Raw genomic sequence first — 26,996 nt, forward strand, 5'->3', positions numbered from 1 at the left:
GGCGCCTCAGGCGTTGGGGTCGGCGGCGCTGATCCGGCCGAGAGCGGACTCGGGATCGCGTTCGACGGCCAGATCTCCCAGGGCGACGATCCCGACCGGCTTCCCGTTGTCCACGACCGGCAGCCGCCGCAGCGCCTTGGCCCGCATGAGGCGCAGCGCCTCGTCGACGTCGTCGTCGGGGGCGACGGTGACCGGTTCACCGCTACAGGCCTCCACCACCGTACGGCCGGACACGTCGCCGCCGTCGGCGAGGATGCGCACGGTCAGGTCCCGGTCGGTGACCAGGCCCCGCAGCCTGCCGTCCTCGGTCACCAGTACCGCGCCGATGCCCTCGTCGCGCATCGCCGTGGCGACCTGGTGCACCGGGGTGTCGGGCTCCACCGCGGTGGGGTGGCCGGTCATGACGTCCCGTACCTGCCGAGCCATCTGTCCTCCTTGTCGTACCGCACCAGGTCCACGTGCCGCTGGCGCCGCGCGTGGACCGGCGGACCCGGTGGTCCGCATGGTGCGAGTACCACGGGTACGGGCCCCTCACCCAGGCGATCCGGAATTTGTTCGCCGGGCCCCCACCATCGGAGTAACCCGGGTGACCCGGTACCGGTCCTGTACCGTGCCCGTTCCCTGACCTACTCGGCACCGTCCCGCGGTCCGCGCCGCACTGGCGTCGGATCTCATGATCGTATGGCTCCCTGGTCGAGCAGTACTGGCGCGAGATCAGTGCGGGCCTCGCCGCGCACGGCATCCCGGTGCGGCACTTCGTCCTCCACGCCGACCAGGACACCCTTCGCAAGAGGTGGCCGGACCCCGCGGCCGGGCTCCGCTATCGCAGGTACGAGGTGTCCTGCACCCAGTGGAAGCCGCGGCTGACCAGGGGGACCGTGTCGAGGGCGCGGCGGCGCAGATGCAGGCGCAGGTCGGAGCCGTCGGCCTTGGCCTCCACGGTCAGGCGGTCGGCCGCGGGACGCCGGAAGGTGAGGGTCGCCTGCCAGGTCGGGTCGGCCATCCTGGTCAGCGCGATCGAGCCCGCGGCCATGTCGATCACCGCCATGCAGGCGTCCAGCGAGTCGTCCATGCGCTGGATGGTCACCGCGTTCGCCGAGTCCACGACGAGGCGGCGCCAGCGCCTGCCGTCGGTCGTCAGGGGCGGGTGCTGCTCACCGTCGGCCGAGAAGTCCTCGACCTCCCAGATGCCGTACAGCTCGGGCTTCTCCTGCCCGCCGCCGTACGTCCTCCAGAACTCCCAGTCGTTGCGCAGCTGCGCGCGGAGCAGCCAGAGCCCCGCACCGATCTGGAGGGCCGCGGCCGCCCGGTTCGCGGCGCGGGAGCGGAAGAGGTCGCGGCGGGCGGCCGATGGGAGGGCGCGGTCGGTCACGAGGGCCCCGGCCAGACGGGCCGTCTCGGGGGCGAGGAGCAGCAGGCTGAGCAGGAGCAGATTCAGGGAGTGGGCCTTGACCGGCACGTCGAAGGTCATGTTGAGGATGACCACCTGCGTCATCTCCACCGCCGAGAGCAGCGCGCCGAGCGCCGCCGTGCGGGGCACGATCAGGAGCAGTCCGCCCGTGATCTCCGCGCAGCCGAGCAGGATCTGGTACGGCTTGGAGAAACCCGTCTGCGCCCACAGCAGGCTCATCGGGCTGAGGTCGCCGAGGGGCTGGACGAGCTTGGACGGCGGCAGCTGGAACTGGAGCGGTACGGCCTTGGCGGCGCCGTAGGAGAACATCTGCCCGGCGAGGCAGAAGCGCACGGCCAGGCGGAACCACTTGTCGAGTGTCGCGTAGTCCGTCCGGTGGCGGTCGAGGACGGACCAGACGGGGGTGACCGCGGCGGCTCCCGCCAGCCAGCAGAGCTGGCCCGCCCAGGTGTACGGGTCGTCTCCGCCGTCGAAGCGGTTGTCGCCGAGTTCCCTGTTCAGGACACGGGTGGCCATCCACGCGCGCGCGGGGCGGACCGTCCAGCGCTTCGCCCACGTGTCGGCGGCCTCCTGGAGCCGTCCCATGCCGCCGCCGCGCAGGGCCAGGTAGATCTGCGGGGTCGTCAGGCAGTAGACACCGGCGTAGACGAAGCCGAAGCGGAAGGCGGTCCGGGTGGCGCCGCTCCAGCGCGGGGCCGTCGGCGGGACTCCGGTGGGCAGGAGGGTCGGCGGGACTCCGGCCGCCAGGCCCCTTCGTCGTCGGATGGCTCGGTTGGCCGGTCCTCCGGCCGCCCGGGTCACCGGTGAGGACGCGAGGGTCCGCAGCCACTTGCCTACTCGCACCTTCATCGTTCCTCGCCTTCGCAGGAGCCGTGGCGGACGTGTCCGTGGGGCTCGGGGCGGATGTGTCCGTGTCCGTAGGTGTCGGGGGCCGCCCGGGGTTCAGTCGCGTCGGAAGCGGCCGAGCCAGGCGTGCAGGTCGAGCACCTCGGAGGTGGCGGGGACGATCCCGCGCATGCGGGTCTCGGTGAGGGACTCGACCGTCCAGCCGTCGGTGAAGCCGGTGCGCAGATGCTCGGCGGAGCGCTCCATGTCTGGTGCCGCCGCGTCGTCGTCCGGGAGCCGCGCCGGGATCTCCTCGATGGCCTCGGCGAGCCGCGCCTGCATCCGGGCGGCGCCGCGGTCGCTGATCGAGAGGATGTGGGCGACCGCGCCGGTGCGGCAGGCCCGGTGCAGGGCCGCCGCGTAGGCGCGCAGCCGCTCGGCCTCGAAGGTGTGGGCGAGACCGGAGTCGATCACGGTGTCGAAGCGGCCGTCGTGTCCTACGAGTTCGAGGGCGTCGGCGACTTCGAAGGCGGCGTCGAGCCCGCGCTCCCCGGCCTTGTCACGGGCGATGGCTATCGCCGTCGGCGACAGGTCGAACCCCGTGACCCGGTAGCCCTTGCCCGCCAGATGGAGGGCGTCCTCTCCGGTGCCGCACCCCGCGTCGAGCACCGCGCCCGCGATGAGCCCCGCCTCCTCCAGGGCGACGAAGGCGGGCTGGGGCGCCCCGATGTCCCAGGGGGGTCGCTTGCCGAACGGGCTCTCGCCGCGGTAGACGGCGTCGAAGACCTCGGTCATCACGTCGGTTCCGTCGGCCGGGCCGGCAGGTTCAGTCATGGTCCCCATGATTGCTTCGCCGTCGTACGCGCCCCCGGGTTCTTGCGGACTTCTGTCATCGGCGCGGAGACCTTCGCTCAGCCGTCCCGCGGTCGCAGCATGGCTTGTTTGAGCAGCCATAAGAGGTGGTCGGTGATCCGGGCCGCGGGCTCACCGGTGCGTTCGCCGACGACGTCGGTGAGCTCGTCGAGGGCCAGCGGGCCCTGTCGCACCGCCACGGACAGGGCCGTCCTGAGGAGTTCGAGGCGCAGCACGCCGATGGCGGTGACATACGCGGGGACGGGGAACGCGCCCGAGGCCGCCGCGGCGCCGTAGGAGGTGACGGTCACCTCGGTGGTGCCGTCCAGCGTCCGGGTCGGACAGTGGGCGAACACCGCCTTGTGGTCGATCATCGTGTGGTCCGTCCGCCTCGGTCCGGCCCACGGGAGCCGGTCGGCGACGGCTTCCAGTTCGGCCCACAGCCGTTCGTGCGCGCCGATCACGCGGGGCCAGGAGTAGTGGGTCAGAGCGCGGCGGCGCGATGCCTCGCCCATCCGGGCCCGCAGGTCGTCGTCACTGATCAGCGTGTGCAGCGCGGCGCGCAGCGCCTGCGGGTCGACCACGGTGGACTGTGCGAGGAGGAGGTGTTCGGGGAGGTCACCGCTGTCGTAGAGACCCTGCCGGGCGTAGGCCTCGTCGCCGGTCGGACTCCAGTAGGTGGGCACGAGGAGGCCGGTCCTGCCGTGCACCACGGTGTCGCGGTAGCCGTCCCAGTCCGACACGACGTGGGGGAGGCCGCACGCCATGGCTTCGACCACGGTGATGCCGAAGGTCTCCTGTACGTTGTCGACCGGTGACACGAAGAGGTCCGCGGCGGCGTAGAACGTCCGCCGGTCCGCGGGGCGCACGGGCTCGACGATCCGTACGCGGTCGGCCACGCCGAGCCTGGCGGCCCAGTCGCGCAGCGTTCTCCCCCACCGGGGCGGCCCGCCCCCGGCGAGGAGCAGGAGGAGTTCGCGCTCGGGGTGGTCGGCGACGAGTTGCCGGAACGTGGTGACGAGCGGCAGCAGGTCGGCCTTGTCGTCGAACGCGAACCGGCCGAGCCACAGCAGCACGAACGCGTCGGGTGGCACGCCGAGGGCGGCGCGGGCCGCCTCCCTGCCGCCCGGGCGCAGCGCTTCGGTGTCCACTCCCAGGGGGATGACATCGAGACGGCCGCGGAAGCCCAGGTCCGCGCCGTGGTGGGTGCGGAGGTTCGCCGCCACCGCCTCCAGGAGGTTGTGCGCGGACCGTCGGGCGCTCTCGCTGGTGCAGATCACCGCGTCGCAGGGGGCGGTGTCGGCCAGGAGCAGCCTCAGGGCCCACTCGTGCGCCAGTTCCGGGTAGCTCAGTACGTGTGGCGTGGCGGTGATCGGATAGCGGCGTGCCGCATACCGGGCGCGGAGTTTCACCGCGGTGGCCAGGTCGCCGTCGGCGTCGTGCCAGATCCTGAAGGGGTGCCCGGCGAAGTCCCGTACCAGTGCGGGGAACTCGGCGACGGTGAGCTCGGTCCCGGGCCGGTCGCGCTCGTTCCCCGGCCGGTCGTGGGCGGCACGCAGACGCGAGCGCGCGGCGGTGGCGCGGTCGTGGAAGACGTAGTAGCGGCCCGGAGCGCCGTGGCGGAGCAGGGCGGGCCAGAACGCGTCGACGGCGACGCGCGCACCGTAGACGGAGCGCCCGGCGGGGGCTCCGGGAGCGGGCAGCGGGTCGTCGTGCAGATAGGTGGCCACGCGGGCGGGGGAGGTCACAGCGCGTGCTCCCGTCGGCTCGCTTCGACGGACCGCAGGGTCAGCTCGAGTATCGCCGCGGAGTAGAACTCCATCTCGTGTCCCGGCCCGCCGTCCGCCCACGCCAGGTAGCGGGAGAGCAGGACGCGCTGGTCGATGAGACGGGTGTCGGCGAGCAGCGGAGCGGTGAACAGGTCGGTCAGCAGGGGACGGGCGGGGCCGCGCAGGGCAGTGACCATGGCCGGGGAGAAGTCGTCCGTTCCGCCGGGGCGACCGATGGCGGGCAGGCCGATGGCGGTGAGCAACTCGCGCTGCACGGTGCGCCCGGACCGCCACTCCCCCGGCAGGCGACGGCACAGCCGGGCGAGTTCTGGCGTGCACAGCGGGTGGATCGGCCAGATGCCGTGCCGCAGGTAGAGGGCGGAGCCGGAGGTCACCGACTCGATGGCGGAGTCCGCGACGTGTCCCCGCGGGGCCAGGTCGAAGGCGGACTCCTGGTCGGCCGTCGTGTCGTGGAGCAGCTCCTTCGCGGTGCGGGAGAGGTGCCCCGGGACGGGGTCCGGCCCCGGGGACGTGCTCATGGGTCCGTTGCCCGCGGGTCCAATGCCCGTGGGCCCGTTGCCCGTGGGCCCGTTGCCCGTGGGCCCGTTGCCCGTGGGCCCGTTGCCCGTGGGCCCGTTGCCCGTGGGCCCGTTGCCCGTGGGCCCGTCCCCCGGCCCGGTGAGCTTGTCGTGGGGATGCGGCGCGCACAGCTCGTCGCCGCCGAATCCGGTGAACAGGGACCGGACGCCGTCGGCGGCGGCGGTCCTGAACAGGGCGCCGACCGACTCGTGGTAGCACTCCTCCCAGGGGACGACGCCCCGCGCGTGTGCTCTGGCGCCGCCCGGCGAGAGCAGCGGGTCGGCGGCGAGAGCACGGGTGGTGTCCACCGCGCCGAACCGGTCGATCAACTCCGCACGCCGGACGCGCTGCCCGGCCCGCTGCTCTCCCGGCATGGTGAGCCCGTAGGTGCGCGGCGGCCGGCCGGTCAGGGTCGCCGCACACGCGGCGACCAGGGAGGAGTCCAGGCCGCCGCTCAGCTCGTAGGCCGTCGGGGCCCCGTCGGCGGCGCCACCGGACCCGACCCAGCGCCGCATGGACGCCCCGAGCGCCCTCCAGAAGGCGTGGGGCACGTCGGCGCCCGGCGCCGTCCGGCCGGTGCGGGGCAGGTTCACCGGCGGCGGATAGGTGACGGACAGGGGCTGCGCGGGGTTCCCGCCGGTCGGCCAGGTGCCGCGCGAGCCCGCGGTGAGCAGCCACAGGTCACGCAGGAGCGTGCGGCGCGAGTACGGGGTTTCGGACCAGGCGAGGAATGCCGCGGCGCGCAGGGGGTCGAGGCAGTCCCGGGCGAGCAGGTGGTACAGCCGGCTCGGATCCCAGTCGGCGTGCAGTTCCTCGCCCTCGGCGGCGGCGTAGAGGGAACCGGTGCCCCACAGGCCACAGTGCACGTCGAGCGCGCCCGGCGAACCGCCGTCGTCCCCGGCCCGGACGACGACCGTCATCGATTGCAGCGGCCATGCCAGGGCCGCTGCCAGGGCCCTGTCCCACTCCGGTACGGAAACGGCGACGCCGACCCCGCGGGAGGGAAGGTCCGGCGGCGTACCGGCGCAGCGCTCCCGAACCGTCAGGAGGAACCTGCCGGGTCCCCGGCTCGCCACTTCCTCCAGGGCGGGATGGCGCAGGGGGTTCAGCCGGCTGCGGCCGGCCGACCAGCCGTCAGGGGTCGGTTGCCACAACCGCTTCAGGTCATCGCGGCGCACATGAAAGCGGAGCATCGACCGGTTTTACCCGTTCTCCCTTCGCTGCCTGTCCCTGCTGCCCACCAGTTTGCCGAATGTACGCCCGGTCGCGTCGTCGCCTGATTGTTCTCCGGTCGGCGAGCCGGATTCTCCCGACTCTTCCGGCTCGAACAGGTCCTCGGCGGCTCCCACCAGATCATCGGTGGCATCCGTGGATTTCTCCGCAGAGGCCGAAGGGTCTCCCGCGGGGGTCGAACGGCCTTCTGCCGGGGTGGAAGACTCTTCCGTCGGTACCGACGATTTTTCCGCCGGAACCTCGGGTTCGGCCGGGGGTTTCTTTCCTTTTTCCTCGCCGCCCATGATCCCTCTCCAGCTCCGCAGTTGGCTTTCCCGAGAGTCTCCAATGCCGGACTGGCGGACAACAGCGCTAAATTCAGTCAACGCGGCACGGACCAGCAGGCGGCTCGACGGACCGCGGCACGAGTGCCGTCGGGTCGGACGCGGGGGCGCGCGTACGCCGAGGTGGCGATCACTCCCCCGCTCCGCCCGGTCGACAATGGCCAGGACACGTATTGCGGCGCATCTCAGCACGGGCGGAGACTTCAGGGGCCGACGGTCGTGCCGCCCGTCGTCGACGCCGCAGCGACGCAGGGCGGCACGACCCGTTCCACCTCGATCCACCACTCACAGATCGGGAGAGGTATGGCCACTTTCACTGTGCAGATAACAGCCAGCCAGGAACCGAGCAAGTGCTGGATAACGGCCACCGGGGAGCAGATCCACACGATCAACGACACGGAAAGCAAGGCCTTCGGATTCGACGACTACGACAGGATCAGGCGGGCTTGCGGAAACATCATCGGAGAGGCTCCGGACGAGTGGTTCCTGCACAACCCGACCAAGCCGCACCCCAATCCGGGTGACCATCGGTACGACAACGCGTACGATGTTTTCGGCTGGACGCCCGTCACGGTGACCCTGCGTCCGGTGAAGGCCGAATGGCTCGGGGTCGACACCAATCCCGTGATCGCCTATCACGTCGAGTGGGACAACGAACTCGACCACACCGCCACCTATTCCGCGGACATGTCGGTCACGAAAACCGAGAGCGTCAGCCACACCATATCGTCGAGCACATCGATCGGTGTGGGCACCACGATCAGCTTCGGCATCGGCATCGAGGGCATCGGGGACGTCTCCAGGGAGGGGAGCTTCACCTTCACCAAGGAGTGGGGGGACGCCACCACGGACACCCAGGACATCATGGTGGGCGCAAGCGCGCAGGCCTACGACGACGTTCCGGCCCACTCGATCGAGACCGCCTACCTCTGGTCCAGCCTGGGCAGCGCGCGATTCCGGGTCACCTACCAGGCCAGTCTCAGCGGCTGGCTGATGACCATCAACAACGACTGGTACGGCGGACATGGCTACCGAGGCCTCGGCCCCGGCTCCGTCCTCGGGAAAGCGGGACTTCCCAGTACCGTCACCGTCCAGTACGACCACACCGTGGGTTTTTACTCCGGCGCCCAAGTCGACCTGGCGCAGGGCCCGTACGACCCGAACCACAACCCGCCGCAGGGATCGCTCTCCCGCGCGGTGATCTTCGCGCCGGGGGGCACCGCAGCCCCGGGACAGGCCCCCGGGCAGGCCGGGGGCGCCTCCTCGTAGGTGCGCCCGCACCCGGGCCGAGGCCGCCGCGTACGAGGCCGTCGCCGGTTCGGGTTCAGTGCCGGACGGCACCCAGCAGGGCCGCCATGTGCATGGCGTCGGCGGCCGCGGCGCCCGCCGCGGTCGCCGCAGTGATCGACTGCTTCCAGCGGTCCGCCAGGTCCCCCGCCGCGTACAGGCCCGGCACGGAGGTGCAGCGGGAGTCGTCGACGCCGACGAAGCCCGCGTCGTCGACCGTCAGCCCCAGCTCGTCGGTCGCCCGCCGCACGACCGGCTGCTGCCGCTGGCGCGGTGTCCACACCAGCGTCTCCCGCTCCAGCGTGCGGCCGTCGTCGAACTCGACGGCCTTCAGGGCTCCTTGTACGTGGTGCAGGCGACGGATCGTACCGGTGACGACGTCGCCCCCCATGCTTCGCGCGGTCGCGCGGGCGGTGTCCAGGCCGGGCATGGACTCCTCGCAGATCGCGACCGTGTCCTTGCTCCAGGCGCGGAAGGCCACAGCGGAGAGGCCCGCGAGTTGCGCGTTGTCGGCGACCGTCGCCCAGCGCCCCCCGGCGTTCTCCTCACCGAGGCAGAACGGGCAGTGGATCACTGAGCGGCCCCAGCACTCCGAGAACCCGTCCACGCCTGCCGGGTGCTCGTCGACGACACCGGTCGCGAGCAGAACGGTCCGCGCCTCGACGGACTCCGCCGTCGCGCCGCCGACGGCCGCCGCACCGCCGAGAACGACCCGGAAGCCGCCGTCCCCGGTGGTGAGCACCTGCTCCACATCGGCCTCCAGCCGTTCCACGGTGGCGTACCGGGAGAGTTCGCGCCAGGCGCGCGCCCGGAACTCGGCGGGCGTGACACCGTCCATGCCGACATGGCCGTGCACTCCCGTCGACGCGCCGTTCCGCGGCGCCCGGGGGCTGTCCACGACGGTCACCGGGTGGCGGTACCTCGCAAGGCCTAGGGCGGCGGCGAGCCCGGCGGGTCCGGCTCCCACGATGACGGTGGTCTGGTCGGTGGGTGAGGGCATCGGGCGTGGTCCCTTCCGTCAGGTCCTGCGGGCGGGACGGACACGCCCCGCCCGCGGGAATTGTGGTCACGGCCGCGGTGACGGAGGGGTGCGGGTGAAAGAGGTGCGCCAGAAGTCGCGGGGTCGCCGCGGCCCGCGCACGGAGGTGCCGGACCACGCCTTCCCGGCGGACGCCCCGCCCCCGTCGCCGGGGGAAGGACGGGAGCGGGGCGCGTTCAGGTGCGTGGCCACCGGGCCACGTCAGGCTCCGACGTACTGGGCGAGATGCTCACCCGTCAGCGTGGAGCGGGCCGCGACGAGGTCGGCGGGGGTGCCCTCGAACACGACCTTGCCGCCGTCGTGACCGGCGCCCGGGCCGAGGTCGATGATCCAGTCGGCGTGGGCCATCACCGCCTGGTGGTGCTCCACGACGACGACCGACTTGCCCGCGTCCACGAGCCGGTCGAGGAGGGCGAGCAGTTGCTCGACGTCGGCCAGGTGCAGACCGCTGGTCGGCTCGTCGAGGATGTAGACGCTGCCCGATCCCGCCATGTGCCCGGCGAGCTTGAGCCGTTGCCGCTCGCCGCCGGAGAGGGTGGTGAGCGGCTGGCCCAGGCTGAGGTAGCCGAGGCCGACTTCGGCGAGCCGGTCGAGGACGGCGCACGCGCTCGGCGTGCGCGCGGGCCCGGCGCGGAAGAACTCGGCGGCCTCGGCGACGGGCATCGCGAACACCTCGCTGATGTTCCGGCCGCCGACGCGGTACTCGAGCACCTCCGCCTGGAACCGCTTCCCCGCGCAGTCCTCGCAGGTGGTGGCAACCCCGGCCATGATCGCCAGGTCGGTGTAGATGACTCCGGCGCCCTTGCAGGCGGGGCAGGCGCCCTCGGAGTTGGGGCTGAAGAGGGCGGGCTTGACGCCGTTGGCCTTGGCGAACGTCTTGCGGATGGCGTCGAGCATGCCGGTGTAGGTGGCCGGGTTGCTGCGCCGGGAGCCCTTGATGGGTGACTGGTCCACCGTGACCACGCCGTCCCGGCCTGCCACGGAGCCCTGGATCAGGGAACTCTTGCCGGAGCCCGCGACGCCGGTGACGACGGTGAGGACGCCGAGGGGGATGTCGACGTCGACGTCGCGCAGGTTGTGGGAGTTCGCGCCGCGCACCTGGAGGGCACCGGAGCGCTTCCGCACCGACGGCTTCACCCGGGCCCGGTCGTCCAGGTGCCGCCCGGTGAGGGTGCCGCACGCGCGCAGGTCTTCGACGGTGCCCTCGAAGACGACCTCGCCGCCTTCCGTGCCCGCGCGCGGTCCGAGGTCGACGACGTGGTCGGCGATCAGGATGGTCTCCGGCTTGTGCTCCACGACGAGCACCGTGTTGCCCTTGTCGCGCAGGCGCAGCAGCAGGTCGTTCATGCGCCGGATGTCGTGCGGGTGCAGGCCCACCGTGGGCTCGTCGAAGACGTACGTGACGTCCGTGAGCGCGGAGCCGAGGTGGCGGACCATCTTGGTGCGCTGCGCCTCACCCCCCGAGAGCGTGTTCGACGACCGGTCGAGCGAGAGGTAGCCGAGGCCCATCTCGACGAAGGAGTCGAGGGTCCCGAGGAGGACGGAGATGAGCGAGCGCACCGACGGGTCGGTCAGGCCGCGCACCCAGACGGCGAGGTCGCTGATCTGCATGGCGCAGGCGTCGGCGATGCTGACGCCGTCGATCTTCGCGGACCGGGTGGTCTCGCTCAGCCGGGTGCCGTGGCACTCGGGGCAGGCAGCGAACGTCACCGCCCGCTCCACGAAGGCGCGGATGTGCGGCTGGAGCGTTTCCTTGTCCTTGGTCAGGAAGGACTTCCGCACCCGTGCGAGCAGGCCCTCGTAGGTGGTGTTGATGCCCTTGACCTTGACCCTGACGGGGTCCCGGTGCAGGAAGTCGTGCCTCTCCTGGTCGGTGTAGTCGCGGATCGGCTTGGCGGGGTCGAGGAAGCCCGACTCGGTGAAGGACTGCACGACCCAGCCGTCGGGCTTCCAGCCGGGCACGGTGATCGCCCCGCCCGCGAGGGACTTGGAGTCGTCGAAGAGCTGGTCGGGGTCGATGTCGGAGATCGTGCCCATGCCCTCGCAGCGCAGGCACATGCCACCGACGACGCTGAACCCCTTCTCGATCCTCTTGCCGTTGACGACCAGGACGCCCGACGCGTCGGCCGACGCGACGTTGAACGCGAACGCCTTCTGCGTACCGATGTAGGGCTTGGCGAGCCTGCTGAAGAGGATGCGGAGGAGCGCCCCGGCGTCGGTCGCGGTGCCGACGGTGGAGCGGGCGTGGGCGCCCATCGGCTGCTGGTCGACCAGGATCGCGGTGGTCAGGCCTTCGAGCACCTCGACCTCGGGGCGGGCGAGGGTGGGCATGAAGCCCTGGATGAAGGCGCTGTACGTCTCATTGATCAGCCGCTGCGACTCAGCGGCGATCGTGTCGAACACCAGGGAACTCTTACCCGATCCCGACACTCCGGTGAAGACCGTGAGCTGGTGCTTCGGGATGTCGACGCTGACGTCCTTGAGGTTGTTCTCGCGCGCCCCCCGCACCCGGATCAGGCCATGGTTCGCGGCGCGCGGCGCGGGCCCCGGGGTGTCCGTGCCGTTGGCGACCGTGCCGTTGACGACCGTCATGGGGCCCCTCCCGTGCAGCGCGTGTGACATGTCTTGTCCGTACGACGGGGTGACGGATTCCTGGACTTCCCGTTCTTGAACTTCCCGGTTCATATGACTCAAGCGTATACCTGCAAACTCGGTTGAGACTTTTCCCGCGAGAGCTGGGTTTCGCTCGGTTAAAGTCTCCAACCATGAAGTACCTGCGCCCCTTCGATCTGGCCCGCGAGCACGGCATTTCGACGCAGGCCGTCCGCAACTACGAGCGGGACGGTTTCCTCCCGGCGGCCGGGCGCACCCCCTCGGGCTACCGGACCTACACCGAGACCCACGCGACGGCGCTGCGGGCCTATCTGGCCCTCGTCCGGGCGCACGGCTACGCCGTCGGGGGTCAGATCATGCGGGCGCTCAACGACGGTGAACTCGACGCCGCGCTGACGGCCGTCGACCGCGGCCACGCCCAACTGCTGCGCGACCGGGGGACGCTGGACGCGGTGGGGCAGGCCGTGGCGGATCTGACCTCCGGCACCGGGGCCGCCGAGCACGCGCCGCTCGGCGGTGCGCCGCTCAGCATCGGCGAGCTCGCCCGGCGCCTCGGCGTCACCGCGGCGACCCTGCGCAACTGGGAGGCGGCGGGCATCCTCGCCCCGGCCAGGGAGCCGGTCACCGGACACCGCTCGTACGGCGCCCAGGACGTCCGCGACGCCGAACTCACCCATCTGCTCAGGCGCGGCGGCTACCCACTGGAGCACATCCGCACGGTGGTCGTGCAGATCCGTACGGCGGGCGGCACGCAGGCGCTGTCCGCGGCCCTCGACGACTGGCGGCGCCGGCTCACCGCCCGCGGCGTCGCGATGCTGGACGCGGCCGCGAGGCTCTCCGGGTACCTGGCCCTGGTGGACGTCGCGGCCCCGGCCCCGCCGCGCCCGGGGCCGCCGGGTGAGGCGGACTGACAGGAACGGGACGGATTCGCCGGGCAACCCGGACGAACGGGGCTAGATTCGCCGTCGATCAGGGACTCTCCCGAAGGAGCTGATGGCGGTTGAACACGGTGGTGGAACTGTTCGAGTCGACCGTCGCCGAGCGAGGCACGGAACCCGCCCTCGTCGACGAGGCGGGCACGCTCGGGTACGCCGAGGTGAACGCCCGGGTCAACCGGCTCGCCCGGGCCCTGATCGCCCGCGGCGTCGGCCCCGACACCCTGGTCGCGGTCGCGATGCCGAAGTCGAACGACCTGGTCGTGGCACTCCTGGCGGTACTCAAGGCCGGTGGCGCCTACCTCCCCCTCGACCCGGGCTATCCGGCGGAACGCCTGGCGTTCATGCAGTCCGACGCCCGGCCGGTGCTGCTCCTGCGGCCGTCCGCGGTGGCGCCCCTCGGTTCGCGCGTACCGGAACTCGTCGTCGACGACCCGGAGTTCCGTGCCGCGTGTGCGGCGCTGCCCGGGCACGACATCACCCCGCGCGAGCGCCTCGCCGTCCTGCGCCCCGCGCACCTGATGTACGTGATCTACACCTCGGGGTCGACCGGAACGCCCAAGGGGGTCGCCGTGCCGCACGGCGGCGTGCGCGACATGGCGGCCACCCAGGCGAACGTACTGCGGGCAGGACCTGGCGACCGTGTGCTCCAGTGGGCGTCCATCAGCTTCGACGCCGCCTTCTGGGACGTGACCCTGGCGCTCCTCTCCGGCGCGACCCTGGTGATGGCACCCGCCGAGGACCTGCTGCCGGGCCGCCCGCTGCGGGACACCCTGCTGAAGTACGACATCACGCACGCCGTGCTGCCCCCGGTCGCGCTCAGCGAGACAGAGGCCGAGGACGTCCTCGCCGGCGGGACCGTCATGTCCACGGGCGACAGCTGCACACCGACGCTGGTGCGCAAGTGGGCGCCGGGACGGCGGATGTACAACGGCTACGGCCCGACCGAGGTGACCGTCGGGGCGACCGTCGGCGGTCCTGTGCGCGCCGGTGATGACGTCGGGATCGGCACGCCGTGGATCGGCAACGAGGTGCACGTCCTCGACGAGCGACTGCGTCCGGTGCCGGACGGGACGGAGGGCGAGCTGTACATCGCGGGCAGTGGCCTCGCCCGCGGCTACCTCGACCGGTTCGCCTCGACGGCGGCGAAGTTCGTGGCCGACCCGTTCGGGCCGCCCGGCAGCCGGATGTACCGCACGGGAGACCTCGGCCGCAGGGAGCGGAACGGCGAGCTGTTCTTCGCGGGCCGGGCGGACGGGCAGGTGAAGCTGCGCGGCTTCCGCGTGGAACTCGGCGAGATCGAGACCAGGCTGGCCTCCCACCCCGCCGTGGACGTCGCCGTCGCGGTGGTCCGCGGCGAGCTCGCGGACGCGCACGTCGTCGGCTACGTCACCGCGGCCGCGCCGGTCGAGCCCGGCGAACTGCGCGCCCACGTCGCCGCGGCGCTGCCCGCGCACATGGTGCCGGCCCAGGTCGCGGTGCTCGACCGGTTCCCCACGCTGGCCAACGGGAAGATCGCCCGGGAGGCGCTGCCGGTGCCGGACGTGTCGGTGGGCCCGCGGGCGGACGCGGCGCTGGGCGCGCGAGCGGACACGGCCCTGCGGCGGGCGGACGCCGAGGAACCGGCGGGCGACGGGGCGGACGGCTGTGCGGCGGAGGTCTGCGCGATCGTGCGGGACGTCCTCGGCATCGAGGAAGCGCGGCTCGGCGACAACTTCTTCGGGCTCGGCGGGCACTCCGTGCAGGCGACCAGGCTGGCGACGCGGATCCGGGAGCGGTTCGAGGTCGCGCTGCCGATCAGGGCCGTTCTGGAGGCGGCGACGATCGCCGATCTCGCCGCGGCTGTCGAGGACCGTCAGCGGAAGGCGACCGGCAGGCTGCTGTAGCCGTTCAGGAAGTTGGAGTAGATCGGCGTGGGCGGACCGCACAGCTCGATCTCGGTGACCGTCCCGATCAGCGCGCCCAGCAGGGCGCGCAGTTCGGCACGGCCGAGGAAGGCGCCGACGCAGAAGTGTGGGCCGTGGCCGAACGACAGGTGCTTGTTGGGCGAGCGGGTCACGTCGAACCGGCGCGGCCGGTCGAACACCTCCTCGTCGTTGTTGGCGGAGGTGTTCCACAGGGTCACGATGTCGCCCGCGCGCACGCGCCGGCCGCCGATCTCCAGGTCCCGGACCGCGGTGCGCGCGAAGTGCATGGCGGGCGTGGCCCAGCGCAGCACCTCTTCGACGGCCCCGTCGACGCCTGCCGAGCCGTCGCGCAGCGCCCGCCACTGCGCGGGGTGTTCGGCGAGGGCCCGCACCGCGCAGATCGCGGACACCCGGGAGGACTCGTCGCCGCCGAGCACGAGGCTGTAGCAGTTGAGCGCCACCTCCTCCAGGGTCAGCGGTCCTTCGCCGACCCGTGCTGTCGCGATCATGCTGACGACGTCGTCGCCGGGGTCGCCGCGGCGCTGCCCCGCGAGGTCCATGAAGTAGCCGACGATCTCGTTGCGGGCCTCCAGGGAGTCGAGCGGGTCGGCGTCCGCGTCGTGCGCGGAGAGCGCCAGCTTGTTCCAGCGCAGCAGCTTCCCGCGGTCCTCCTCCGGGATGGAGAGCAGATCGCAGATGGTGTTCATCGGGATGTGCTCGGCGACCTCCGTCGCGAAGTCGAAGTCGCCCTGCCGGGTGACGCTCTCGATGAGCCGCGACGTCCGCGCCCGCACCCCGCTCTCGACCGCGCCGAGCACCCGTGGGGAGAAGGCCCGCAGCATCAGGTTGCGCAGCTCGCGGTGGCGGGGCCGGTCGGTGACCGCGAGCATCTTGCCGCCGGCCGAGTCACCGCCGCTCAGGAGCACGTCGAGGACGGTCCCGCGGGCGGAGCTCAAGGAGGCCGCGTCGGCGTAGCAGGACAGCACGTCGGCGTGGCGGGCGACGACCCAGAAACCGGGGTCCCCGGCGTGCCAGTACACGGGCCTGGACATCCGCACTTCGCGCCAGAACTCGTGCGCGTCGTGCCGTACGAAGGCGGTGGCGTCGGTCAGGTCCAGTTCGGTCCGCATGGTCATGCGGAAATCGTGACAACGGCGGCGGCCGGGACGCGGATTTCTTACCCAGGTCTTTCCTCTTGAATGAGAGAGGAAAGATTGCTGATCAGCCCGTTCATTTCCGTGGCATGCTCCTGAATACGGTCGCTGGACGCACCGGAATAACCGGCGGTTGCCGACCGGACACCCCTGACGAGGAGGCGGCGTCTTGAGCACTCTGACGTATGCGGACTATCTCCGGATGGAGACTCTGCTTTCGCTGCAAGAGCCGCGCACCCCAGCCACCGCAGGCCGTGCGGTGGTGCTGGCCGAGCAGTTCTTCATCATCACCCATCAGTCCTGCGAACTGTGGCTGAAGCAGCTCGGCGCGGACCTGGACGCCGCCGCGGAGGCGCTCGTACCGCCCTGCGACCCGCACGACCTGGAGCTGGGCCTTGAATTCCTGCTGCGGTCCTGCGAGTTGCTGAAGGTGTTGAAGGAGCAGGTACTCGTCCTCGAGAAACTCCCGCTGCGCTATTTCGCCGACTTCCGGCCCCGCCTCGACACGGCGAGCGGCGCGCAGTCGGCGCAGTTCCGGCGGCTGACCGTGCTCCTGGGCAACGAGCACCACGCGGGCAGTCTGTACGAGGCGTTCGCGGCGGCGACCGCGTACCACGGGCAGTCGGTGGACGGGGTGTGCCGGCGCGGGGTGGAGGCGGGTGTCCTGCACCGCCTCGCGGAGGCGCTCGTGGACATGGGGAACGGGTACTGGCACTGGAAAGTGGCGCACCTGGCGCTGGTGTCCAAGATGGTCGGGGAACAGGGCGGTACCGGCAGGTCGAGCGGTGTGGACTTCCTCGCCCGCCGAGTCACCAGGCCCTTCCCCGAACTGCGTCGGCTGCGCGGGAAGGTGCACCACCCCTAGGGTCTGCCCGACCTGGCGAACAGACCCTGGCGTCGGGCGGCGGCTAGCCGACGTCGGTCTCCAGCACATAGCCACGGCCCCAGGCCGTACGGATGACGAGGTCGATACGGGACAGACGCCGGCGGAGCCGCATGATGTGGAGGTCGAGCGAGTTCCGCGTCGGCCTCTGCACGCGTTCCGCCAGTCGTTGGGTGAGTTCGTGCCGGTACACCACCTCCCCGAAGTGCTCGATGAGCAACTCCATCAATTCGGTCTGGACGTTCGAGATAGTGATCGAATGCGGGCCGAAACACAGCGTTCCGGCCGAGTCGAGGGTCGGGACCTGACGGCTGTCGAGCCGGTTCTGGAGCGCCCGGACACGGGCGTCCAGGTCGTCGCGCGAAATGGGCGCGCGGACCCAGTCCTCGAAGGGATCGTTGCAGATCGGCGGACGGGCACCCCCCTCGACCACGAGGAGGCGGGGTACACCGTCCCTCTTACATCGGTTCCTCAAGTCGATCTGTGCCGGCCAACGGACAAACATGACATCTTTGTTGATGCCTCCCACAGCACACGCCTCCCCGTCACCACGCATGTCCGGTCAGTGTCTTCGTATGCAGACGGCGTTCCGCGGGGAACGGCCCAGGCTGGTCTTCCTCACCCATGTCCTCCGGTTCTCTCGGCACCGTTCTCGGTCGAATCGGTGTGGCTGCCTGTCCGCAGAATCCGGTTGAGGGTGCGGCTGATCTCCGCCACATTCCGCGGCCAGTACATCTCGTTGTGCGCGCACGCGATGTCGACGCGCTGCACTCGTCCGTCGACGTGCTCCTGCCAGAGCACCTCGAGTTCCTCCTCGAGTTCCCGCTTGTCGTGGGTCTCGGGGTCGAGGAGTGCGTTGAAGAAGACGATGTCCCCGCGGTACCGCGGTGAGGTGAACCGCCGCATCTGCTCCATCTGTCCGACGAAGATGGAGGACGCGGTGGCGACCAGGGAGGGGTACTCCTCCATCCCGGCCAGATGCCCCATGTAGTTGGCGAGGAAGCGGCGGACCATGGCCTCGTCCAGGGCCTCCAGGTCGGTGAAGTGGCGCGAGGGCGCGGCGTCGAGCAGCGCCAGGAGCGCCACCTCGTGTCCGCGGCGCTGGAGCTCGGCGGCCATGGCGTGCGCCAGGGTGCCGCCGAAGGACCAGCCCAGGAGGTGGTAGGGGCCGTTCGGCTGGACCTCGAGCACCTGCGCGAGGTAGTCCTCGACCATCTCGTCGATGGACCCGGCCGGCGGCGTCGTCCCGTCGAAGCCGCGCGCCTGGATGCCGTACATCGGCCAGTCCGGGTCCACCTGGCGGGCGAAGCCGAGGTAGGGCCAGCTCAGTCCGCCGCCCGGGTGCAGCCACCACAGCGGGGGGCGGTGTCCCTCGGTGCGGATCGGGAGCAGCACGGCGAACGGGTCCTCGAAGGCCGCCTCGGTGTCGGCGGACATCTGTACGGCGAGTTCGGCGACGGTCGGGTACTGGAACACCGTACGGATGGGGACGTCCACACCGAGGTCCTCGTGGATCCGCCAGACCAGGCGGGTCAGGCGCAGGGAGTGGCCGCCGCTGGCGAAGAAGTCGTCGTGGACGCCGATCCGGTCCAGGCCGAGCACCTCGGCGAAGAGCGCGGCCAGCTCCTCCTCGCGCGGGGTGCGCGGGGCCTGGTGGTCGCCGCCGACCGGGTCCGGTGCGGGCAGCGCGGCACGGTCCACCTTGCCGTTCTCGGTGAGGGGCAGCCGGTCGAGGACGACGATCTCGCCGGGCATCATGAACTCCGGGAGCCGGCTCGCGAGCCGCTCGCGGAGCACGGAGGGCAGCCGGGACACGCGCCGGGAGACCGCGGGCACATTGGTCTGCCGGGCCGAGGGGGCGCCGGCGGGCCGGTAGAGGCCGTCGCAGCAGACCGCGTCGACGTCGGGGAGGACGGCAGCCTCGAAGCAGTCGCCTGCGCGGGCCGACCAGGTGCAGTACACCGCGATCCCGCGCCGCGCGCCCCACTCCTCCAGGTCCGCGGGGTCGAGGGTGCCGCCCAGTTCGGGGGTGGCCCCCCACTCGGCGGCCTCACCGGCAAGGCGGGCGTTGGGGATCCCGGTCAGGCGAAGGCCGCCGCCGTGCCGGGCCAGGGCGGCTTCCAGGCCGTCGAGGCCGCGGACCTCCGCTCCCCACACCGCCTCGGGCAGCTCGCCGAGGTGCAGCGGGGACGCGGGGGCCTTGTGCAGCACGACCTCGTAGCGGTGGCGAGTCAGTTCGTTGTGGTGGGTGCCCCGCTTGAGGCGGATGTCGGTGGCGACGGCGTCCGGCCTCGCCTCGGCCCAGCGGACGAAGAAGCCGGGGTCGGCGAGGAGTTCCTTCTCGCCGAGCACCGCGCGTTCGACGGCGGCCTGCACGGCTGCCGGTCCGTCGTCGGGCCTGCGGCAGCGGTGCACGGCGGCGCTGAACGCCCGCAGGGTGCGGTGGTTGCGGACGTCGCCGATCAGCACGCGGCCCCCGGGTGCGAGGCGGTCCATCGCGAGGTCCAGCACCCGGGTGAGGTAGTCGGCGTCGGGGAAGTACTGCACGACCGAGTTGAGGACGACCGTGTCGAAGTGGCCCGCGGGCAGCCCCTCGGGGTCGTCGGCGGGCTGGCAGCGCAGGGTGATCCGGCCGTCGAGCCGCGAGTCGGTCCCGGTCTGGGCGCGCAGCCGCTCGACGACGGGCGCGGAGAAGTCCGTGCCCCAGTACTCCTCGGTCTCCGGTGCGAGCGGGCCGAGGAGCAGACCGGAGCCGACGCCGATCTCCAGTACCCGGCGCGGGCGCAGGGCGCGCACCCGCCGCAGGACGGCCTCGCGCCAGTCCCGCATCTCCTCCAACGGGATGGGGCTGCCGGTGTAGGAGCTGTTCCAGCCGGTGAAGTCCTCGCCCACCCCGTCGGCCTCGACCGTCGTGCCGCCGTACATGGTGTCGTAGATCTCGCGCCACTCGCCGATCTGTTCGGCGGCGTCGCGGCCGGTGGAGGCGGAGCCGTCGGGCACCACGTAGGCGACCATGCCGCGGTCGCCGAGGCGGTCGCGGCGCACGGCGACCACGGCGTTCGCCACGCCGTCCTGGTCGCGGAGCACCGTCTCCAGCTCGCCCGGCTCGACGCGGAAGCCGCGCAGCTTGATCTGGTCGTCGCTGCGGCTGACGTAGTGCAGCCGCCCGGCGGCGTCCCAGCGCACCAGGTCGCCGGTGCGGTACGTACGCGATCCGGGCGGCCCGGAGGGGTCCGGCACGAACCGGGTGGCGGTGAGCCCCGGCCGGCCCGCGTAGCCGCGGGCCACGCCGTCACCGCCGATGTACAGCTCGCCCACGACGCCGGGCGGCACCGGCCGCAGCCGGTCGTCGAGCACCAGGAGCCTGCTGCCGTCCATGGGGGTGCCGATGGGCAGCGGGTCGGTGCACTGTGCCGACGCGGCCACCCGGTGCCGGGAGGCGAAGGTGGTGGTCTCGGTCGGGCCGTAGCCGTTGACGACGGTGGTGCCGGGGCAGGCGTCGAGGACCGCGCGGACCGCGGTCGGCGAGAGCACGTCGCCGCCCGCCCACACCTCCCGCACGGCGCGGAAGCACGCGGCGTGCTGCTCGGCCATCACCGCGAAGAGGCCCGCGGTCAGCCACAGCCCCGTCACCCCGCGCTCGGTGATCGCCCGCGCGAGTTCCGCGGTGTCCGGCCGTCCGGCGCGCGCGACCACCGCGGTGCCGCCGCCGAGGAGCGGCACCCACATCTCGTACGTCGACGCGTCGAAGGTGTGCGGCGAGTGCAGCAGGACGCGGCGGTGGGCATCCCCGGCGAAGCAGTCGTCGAGGGCGAGGTCGACCACGTTGCGGTGGGTCACCTCGACGCCCTTGGGGCGGCCGGTGGAACCGGAGGTGTACATCACGTAGGCCACGGCGTGCTCGCCGACGCCCGCGGTGTCCGGCGGTGTGGCGGGCAGCCCGTCGAGGTCCGCCTCGGTGAGGGTCTCGTCCACGGTCAGGGCCGGGTCGAGGTCGGCGAGCAGGAAGTCGACGCGCTCGGGCGGGTGCGTGGGGTCGACCGGCACATAGGTGGCGCCCGCCTTGAGGACGCCGAGGACGGCTGCGACCAGGAGCGGTGAGCGTTCCAGGACGAGCGCCACCCTGCTGTGCGGAAGGGCGCCCCGGGCCCGGAAGTGGTGGGCGAGGCGGTTGGCCCAGCGGTCGAGCTCGGCGTAGGTCCAGGTGCGGGTGGCATCCGCGGTGACGAGCGCGGTGGCGTCGGGGTTCGCGGCGGCCGTGGCGGCGAATCGTTCGTGCAGGGTGCCCGCGGCGAACCGGGCGTCACGGCCCCGGCCGCCGAAGCGGGTCAGCGCCGCGCGCTCGTGCCCGGCGAGGACGTCGACGGCGCCGATGGGCGTGTCCGGGGCGGCGACCACCTGGCGCAGCAGGTGCAGCCAGCGGTCGAGCAGCGCGGTGACCGTACCGGCGTCGAACAGCTCCGTGGCGTACTCCGCGAAGCCCTCGATGCGCGCGGGCGCGGCGGCGTCGTCGTCGTGTTCGGTGAGGCTGATGAACAGGTCGAAGCGCGCGGTTCCCAGGGCGAACGGCTCCTCGCTCACGGTAAGGCCCGGCAGGTCGAACTCGGGCCGCGCGTTGTTCTGGAGCGCCAGGCACACCTGGAACAGCGGGTGGTGGGCGGGCGAGCGGACCGGGTTGAGCACCTCGACGAGGTGCTCGAACGGGATGTCCTGGTGGTCGTAGGCGGCCAGGCTGCTCTCGCGGACCCGGCCGAGAAGTTCGGTGAAGGCGGGGTCGCCAGAGGTGTCCGCGCGCAGCACCCAGGTGTTGACGAAGAAGCCGACGAGACGGCCGAGCGCCTCGTCGGTGCGTCCGGCGATGGGCGAGCCGATCGGTACGTCCGTGCCCGCGCCGAGCCTGGTGAGCAGCGCGGCGAGGGCGGCCTGGAGCACCATCGAGACCGTGGCGCCGTGCTCCTGGGCCAGCCGCCGCACCCCGTCGGTGAGCCGGGGGTCGAGGGCGAGCGGCACCAGGTCCCCCGCGTACGAGGCGACGGCGGGCCGGGGCCTGTCGGCGGGCGGCGAGACGGTCTCGGGAAGACCGGCGAGCTGGGTGGTCCAGTAGTCGAGCTGGCGCCGGTAGCGGCTACCGGGGGTGGCGTCGTCGCCGAGGAGTTCGCGCTGCCAGAGGGTGTAGTCGGCGTACTGCACGGGCAGCGGCTCCCAGCCGGGCGCCCGGTCGGCGCGGCGGGCCTCGTACGCGGTGGTGAGGTCCTGGGCGAGCGGCAGGGCGGACCAGCCGTCGGCGGCGATGTGGTGGGCGCCGATCAGGAACACCGCGTCGTGCTCGCCGGTGCGAAGGAGCCAGGACCGGAAGGGGATCTCCGCGGACAGGTCGAAGGGGCGGCGCGCCTCCTCCCGCAGGAGGCCGGGCAGTTCGGCCTCGGTGACCTCGCGCTCCTGCCAGGGCACCGTGACGGCCGCCGGTTCCAGGATCCGCTGGTGGGGCTGTCCGTCCGCCTCGCCGAAGACGGTGCGCAGCGACTCGTGCCGTACGACGACGTCGTGCACGGCGCGGCGCAGGGCCGCCGCGTCGATGTCGCCGCGCAGGCGCAGGGCGAGGGCGATGTTGTAGGTCGCCGACGCGCCTTCGAAGCGGTGGATGAACCACAGACGCTGCTGGGCGTACGACAGGGGCAGCCGCTCGGGCCGCTCCCGGGGTGCGAGCGGCGGGCGGACGTCGCTGAGGGTGGTCAGGTGGTCCGCGAGCTCGGCGACGGTGGGCGACTGGAAGACGACCCGGATGGGGATCTCCACGCCGTGTTCGCCGCGGATGCGGCTGACGAGGCGGGTGGCGAGCAGTGAGTGGCCGCCGATGGCGAAGAAGTTGTCGTCCACGCCGACCCGGTCGAGTCCGAGCACCGCGGCGAACAGCGCGCACAGCGACTCCTCCGCGGCATCGGCGGGGGCCCGTCCCGCGCCGGCGGTGTAGTCGGGGGCGGGCAGGGCGCGCCGGTCGGGCTTGCCGTTGTCGGTGAGCGGCACGGTGGCGATGGGCACGACGGCGGCGGGGACCATGTACTCGGGCAGGGACTCGCGCAGGTGGGTGCGCAGGGCGGGCAGCAGCGCGGTGACGGCCGCGGCGGCCGCGGGGTCGTTGGCCCGGGGGCGTTCGTCCGTGGCGGCTCGGCAGGTGCCGGTGAGGGCGGTCCCCGCCGTGGGCTCGCGGAGCACGACGACGTCGAGGAGGTCGACCGCGTCGGGTGACCAGGTCGGCACCGCCTCCCAGCCGTGCCGGGCGGCCCAGGCGGTGATCTCCGCGGGGTCGAGGGGCGGTGTCGTCGGCGGCACGGAGTCGTCGAGCCCGAGGGCGCGGGCGGCGGCGGCCTCTTCGGTGAGGCGGGCGTTGGGGACCCCGGTGATCCGTAACGCGGGTCGGCCCGTCCCGCGCACCCGGTCGGCGAGCCGGTCGAGGTCGCCTTCCCAGGCCAGGGCGGGTATGTCGGCGAGCGGGTGCGGGGCGCCCCCAGGTTCCGGTCCGCGCGGCTTGTGCAGCACGACTTCGTAGCGGTGCCGGGTCAGCTCGTTGTGGTGGGTGCCGTGCTTGACGCGTACGTCGGTGCCTGCCGCGCCGGCCCGCCGCGCCCAGCTCAGGAACCATTCGGGGTCGACGACCAGTTCCTTCTCCAGGAGGACGGCCTGTTCCACGGTGGTGCGCAGGACGTCCGGTGCCGCGTCGGGGTGCTTGGCCCGCTGGACGCCCGTCTGCAAGGTGGGCAGGGAACGGGCCCGCCGGAGGTCGCCGAGGACGATCCGGCCGCCCGGCGCGAGCAGTTCCCAGGCGCCGTCCAGGACCCGGGCGAGGTAGCCGTCGTCGGGGAAGTACTGCACGACCGAGTTGAGCAGCACGGTGTCGAAGCCGCCCGGGGGCAGCCCGGTGACGTCGTCGGCCGCCTGGTGGCGCAGCCGCACCCGGTCCCCGAGGCCCGCCGGGTCGACCTGGGCGCGGAGCCGCTGGACCGCGGCCCGGGAGAGGTCGGTGGCCCAGTACTGCGCGACGTGTCCCGCGAGGTGCGCGAGCAGCAGGCCTGAGCCCGCGCCGATCTCCAGGACGCGCTGCGGCGAGTGCCGCAGGACGCTGTCGACGGCGGCGTCGCGCCAGGCCCGCATCTCCTCCAGGGGGATCGGCGTACCGGTGTAGGAGCTGTTCCAGCCGGTGAAGTCCTCGCCGAAGCCGTGGCCGCCGTCGTCGGAGTACGCCTGGTCGTAGACCTCCTGCCATTCGGCGACCTGGTCGTCGCTGCCGCCCGCGGGCACGGGGGCGCCGGGGTCGGGGACGACGTAGGCGATCAGGCGCAGGTCCCCCGGCCGGTCCTCGCGCGCGGTGACGATGGCCTGGCGGACGGCGGGGTGGCGGACCAGGGTGTGCTCGACCTCGCCGGGCTCGACACGGAAGCCGCGCAGCTTGACCTGGTTGTCGGCGCGGCCGAGGAAGCAGATGTTGCCGTCGGGGAAGAAGCTGGCGCGGTCCCCGGTGCGGTAGAGCCGGTCTCCGGCACGCGCGCTGAAGGGGTCGCGGACGAAGCGTTCCGCGGTGAGTTCGGGCCGGTTGACGTAGCCGACGCACAGGCAGTCGCCGCCGATGTAGAGATCGCCCTCGACGCCGACGGGACACGGCTCCATGTCGTCGTCGAGCACGTAGTAGCGGGCGTTGTCGATGGGTTTGCCGTACGGGATGCTGCGCCAGGAGGGGTCGATCTCGCGGACCCGGAAGTAGTTGGACCACACCGTCGCCTCGGTCGCGCCGCCGAGGCTCACGATCTCGGCCCCGGTGAACACCCGGCGGACCTCGTCGGGCAGGGACAGCGGGGTGTAGTCGCCGGAGAGGAAGACCAGGCGCAGGTTGTCGGTCCCGCGGTAGGTGTGGCCGTCGGTGAACTGGGACGCGACCTGGTTGAGGGTGGTGGGCACCGAGTCCCAGTAGGTGATCGGCTCGGTGAGCAGGACGTCGAGCAGCAGTTGGGGGTCGCGCTGCTGGACGCCGTCCGCGATGTAGAGGCCGCCGCCGCAGCCGAGCAGGCCGAAGACGTCGAAGACGGAGAGGTCGAAGCCGAGCGAGGTGACGCACAGGGCGACGTCGTCGGGGCCGAACGCGAAGGTGCGGTAGCACCAGTGGAGCAGGTTGAGCACCGGGCGGTGGGTGACGGCGACGCCCTTGGGCTTTCCGGTGCTGCCCGAGGTGAAGATGATGTACGCGGTGCTGTCGGGGCCGGCGGTGGGCTCGGGGTTGCGGTCCGCGGCGGTGCGCTCCGGGGTGCGGCGCTCCGGGGTGCGGCCGGGTGCGGCGTGCGGCTGCGGATCCTGGTCGGCGCCGGACGGGCCCGTGCCGGTGGCCTCGGCCCACGTGCCGGCGGCTTCGGCCCAGGTGTCGGCCACTTCGACCAGGGCGACGCCGTCCGGCACGCCCCAGCGCTCGGTGTCCGGCGAGGACAGCACGAGGGCGCACCCGGCGTCGGCGAGCATCCCGGCCACGCGGTCGGCGGGCAGTGCCGGTTCCAGGGGCAGATAGGCGCCGCCTGCCTTCAGGACGCCGAAGACGGCTGCGATCATGGCCGGGCCGCGGCGGATGCCGATGCCCACGACCGTCTCCGGGCCGACGCCGCGCTCCTTGAGGTCCCAGGCGATGTGGTTCGCCCACCGGTTCAGCTCGCCGTAGGTCAGCGTGGAGCCGCCCGCCCAGCGCAGGGCGATCGCGTCCGGGCGCAGTGCGGCCTGCTCCTCGAACAGCAGATGGACCGGGCCGGGGCAGGGGAAGGCGCGGGCGGTGTCGTTCCACTCGACGAGGACCTTGCGGCGTTCGGCGTCGTCGAGCCGGGCGCCGGACCCGCCCCCGTCCGGTACGCCGACGACGGTGCCGGGGTCGGCCACGACCTCGTCGACGACCGCCACGAACCGTGCCGCGATCTCCTCCACCGTGGACCGGTCGAAGAGGTCCGTGGCGTACTCGATCTCGCCCACGGCCGAGCCCGTGGCACCGTCGGGCGCCAGGTTGAAGAACAGGTCGAACTTGGCGCTGTGGGTGGGCAGCGGCTCCATCGTCACCGTGAGACCCGGCAGGTCCAGTCGCGGCGGGGTGTTGTTCTGCCAGGCGAGCACCACCTGGAACAGCGGGTGGTGCGCGGTGGACCGCTCCGGGCGCAGCAACTCGACGAGCCGCTCGAACGGCACGTCCTGGTGATCATAAGCAGCAATCGCTTTCTGCCGGACCTGTTCGAGAACCCATCCGAAGGTCCGTTCCGAATTCAACTTCAAGCGCAGCGCCCAGGTATTGACAAAGAATCCCACCAAATCGTTCAGTGCCTCGTCGGTTCGGCCCGCGATGGGCGAGCCTATGGTTATGTCTTCCTGCCCACTCAGGCGATGCAACAACACCGCCAGAGCAGATTGCAGGACCATGGAAACCGTCACACCCCGCGCCTGCGCCAACTCCTCGACCTCGGCGAACAGCGAATCAGACAGACCGACCGGTACGGTTTCGCCGCGGAAGCTCGCGACCGCGGGACGCGGCCGGTCCAGGGGCAGCGGAAGGGGCCGGGATATCCCGGCCAATTCCTCGCGCCAATAGGCGGTCTGGGCCGTGACGACACTGTCCGGGTCGTTCTCGTCGCCGAGGAGTTCCCGCTGCCACAGCGCGTAGTCGGAATACTGCACGCGAAGTTCGGGCCAGTCGGGGGCGGTGCCGGACACGCGGGCCCGATAGGCGGCCGACACGTCGCGGGCCAGCGGCGCGAGGGAGCCGCCGTCTCCGGCGATGTGGTGGATGACCAGGACGACGAGGAATTCCTCGTCGGCACTGCGCACGACGCACCCGCGCAGCGGCACGTCGGCCGCCAGGTCGAACCAGCTCCCGGTCACCGAAGCGATCACACCGGACACGCGCTCGGGCGCCACCCGGCCCCAGTCGGTCCAGGGCAGCTCCAGGTCGGCGGGGTCCAGGATGCGCTGGTACGGCTGGCCGTCGACCTCGGTGAACACCGTACGCAGCACTTCGTGACGTGCCATCACGTCCTGGAAGGCGGCCCGCAGCGTGGCCGTGTCGAGCGGGCCGCGGCAGCGCAGCAGGAGCGGGATGTTGTAGGTGGCGGAAGGGCCCTCGAAGCGGTTGATGAACCACATCCGCCGCTGCGCGTACGACAGGGGAATCATG

The 26,996-nt window shown here is 72.1% G+C and carries 15 protein-coding genes and 1 pseudogene; 5 read left to right on the forward strand and 11 right to left on the reverse strand.

All coding sequences use genetic code 11. From position 1 onward, the window contains the following. Positions 1-6: 6 nt before the first annotated feature. The gene (locus tag ACH4DX_RS19340) at positions 7-426 is read right to left on the reverse strand and encodes a CBS domain-containing protein (RefSeq protein WP_398122418.1); all 420 of its coding nucleotides are present in this window, start codon (positions 424-426) and stop codon (positions 7-9) included. Positions 427-689: 263 nt separating this feature from the next. On the opposite strand from ACH4DX_RS19340, the pseudogene ACH4DX_RS19345 reads away from it, so the two are divergent. Next, positions 690-794 (forward strand): annotated as a pseudogene (locus tag ACH4DX_RS19345) (ATP-binding protein); the annotation flags it as partial. Between the two features lie 26 nt (positions 795-820). On the opposite strand, the gene ACH4DX_RS19350 reads toward ACH4DX_RS19345, so the two are convergent. The 5 genes from ACH4DX_RS19350 to ACH4DX_RS19370 form a co-directional block, all read right to left on the reverse strand. Continuing rightward, the gene (locus ACH4DX_RS19350) at positions 821-2,260 is read right to left on the reverse strand and encodes a DoxX family protein (protein WP_398155996.1); all 1,440 of its coding nucleotides are present in this window, start codon (positions 2,258-2,260) and stop codon (positions 821-823) included. Positions 2,261-2,353: 93 nt separating this feature from the next. Further along, positions 2,354-3,070, reverse strand: a complete 717-nt coding sequence (locus tag ACH4DX_RS19355; protein WP_398155997.1) for a class I SAM-dependent methyltransferase — start codon at positions 3,068-3,070, stop codon at positions 2,354-2,356. A gap of 77 nt (positions 3,071-3,147) precedes the next feature. Then, entirely contained in the window at positions 3,148-4,836 is a 1,689-nt protein-coding gene (locus tag ACH4DX_RS19360) for a glycosyltransferase family 4 protein (RefSeq protein WP_398155998.1), read from the reverse strand. Beyond that, positions 4,833-6,629 (reverse strand): asparagine synthase-related protein, encoded by a 1,797-nt coding sequence (locus tag ACH4DX_RS19365; protein WP_398155999.1) that lies wholly within the window; start codon positions 6,627-6,629, stop codon positions 4,833-4,835. Before ACH4DX_RS19365 ends, ACH4DX_RS19360 begins: the two co-directional genes overlap by 4 nt. Positions 6,630-6,638: 9 nt before the next feature. Continuing rightward, positions 6,639-6,953 (reverse strand): hypothetical protein, encoded by a 315-nt coding sequence (locus ACH4DX_RS19370; protein WP_398156000.1) that lies wholly within the window; start codon positions 6,951-6,953, stop codon positions 6,639-6,641. A gap of 342 nt (positions 6,954-7,295) precedes the next feature. Between ACH4DX_RS19370 and ACH4DX_RS19375 the strand changes: the two genes are divergently transcribed. Next, positions 7,296-8,261: a hypothetical protein gene (locus ACH4DX_RS19375; protein WP_398122412.1), complete on the forward strand. Its 966-nt coding sequence runs from the start codon at positions 7,296-7,298 to the stop codon at positions 8,259-8,261. A 55-nt stretch (positions 8,262-8,316) separates the two neighbouring features. Here ACH4DX_RS19375 and ACH4DX_RS19380 read toward each other — a convergent pair whose 3' ends face one another. Then, the gene (locus tag ACH4DX_RS19380) at positions 8,317-9,279 is read right to left on the reverse strand and encodes an FAD-dependent oxidoreductase (RefSeq protein ID WP_398122411.1); all 963 of its coding nucleotides are present in this window, start codon (positions 9,277-9,279) and stop codon (positions 8,317-8,319) included. Positions 9,280-9,519: 240 nt separating this feature from the next. Then, on the reverse strand, positions 9,520-11,910 hold the full coding sequence (locus ACH4DX_RS19385; RefSeq protein WP_398156001.1) for an ATP-binding cassette domain-containing protein: 2,391 nt from the start codon (positions 11,908-11,910) through the stop codon (positions 9,520-9,522). A 173-nt stretch (positions 11,911-12,083) separates the two neighbouring features. On the opposite strand from ACH4DX_RS19385, the gene ACH4DX_RS19390 reads away from it, so the two are divergent. Beyond that, positions 12,084-12,842 carry a TioE family transcriptional regulator gene (locus tag ACH4DX_RS19390; RefSeq protein WP_398156002.1) on the forward strand — a complete coding sequence of 253 codons (759 nt, stop codon included), beginning with the start codon at positions 12,084-12,086 and terminating at the stop codon, positions 12,840-12,842. A gap of 98 nt (positions 12,843-12,940) precedes the next feature. Beyond that, the gene (locus ACH4DX_RS19395) at positions 12,941-14,752 is read left to right on the forward strand and encodes a non-ribosomal peptide synthetase (RefSeq protein WP_398156220.1); all 1,812 of its coding nucleotides are present in this window, start codon (positions 12,941-12,943) and stop codon (positions 14,750-14,752) included. Here ACH4DX_RS19395 and ACH4DX_RS19400 read toward each other — a convergent pair. After that, a complete protein-coding gene (locus ACH4DX_RS19400; RefSeq protein WP_398122408.1) occupies positions 14,722-15,909 on the reverse strand; it encodes a cytochrome P450 in 1,188 nt (395 codons plus the stop codon). The genes ACH4DX_RS19395 and ACH4DX_RS19400 overlap by 31 nt on opposite strands. A 187-nt stretch (positions 15,910-16,096) precedes the next feature. Between ACH4DX_RS19400 and ACH4DX_RS19405 the strand changes: the two genes are divergently transcribed. Continuing rightward, the gene (locus ACH4DX_RS19405) at positions 16,097-16,792 is read left to right on the forward strand and encodes a tryptophan 2,3-dioxygenase family protein (protein ID WP_398122407.1); all 696 of its coding nucleotides are present in this window, start codon (positions 16,097-16,099) and stop codon (positions 16,790-16,792) included. Between the two features lie 43 nt (positions 16,793-16,835). Here the strand turns inward: ACH4DX_RS19405 and ACH4DX_RS19410 are convergent, their stop codons facing one another. Both ACH4DX_RS19410 and ACH4DX_RS19415 read right to left on the reverse strand, forming a co-directional pair. Continuing rightward, positions 16,836-17,243, reverse strand: a complete 408-nt coding sequence (locus ACH4DX_RS19410; RefSeq protein WP_398122406.1) for a helix-turn-helix domain-containing protein — start codon at positions 17,241-17,243, stop codon at positions 16,836-16,838. A gap of 185 nt (positions 17,244-17,428) precedes the next feature. Then, positions 17,429-26,995 (reverse strand): amino acid adenylation domain-containing protein, encoded by a 9,567-nt coding sequence (locus ACH4DX_RS19415; protein ID WP_398156221.1) that lies wholly within the window; start codon positions 26,993-26,995, stop codon positions 17,429-17,431. Position 26,996 lies beyond the last annotated feature (1 nt).

Origin of the sequence: Streptomyces sp. NPDC017940, assembly GCF_044328435.1 — a bacterium.
Lineage (GTDB): Bacteria > Actinomycetota > Actinomycetes > Streptomycetales > Streptomycetaceae > Streptomyces.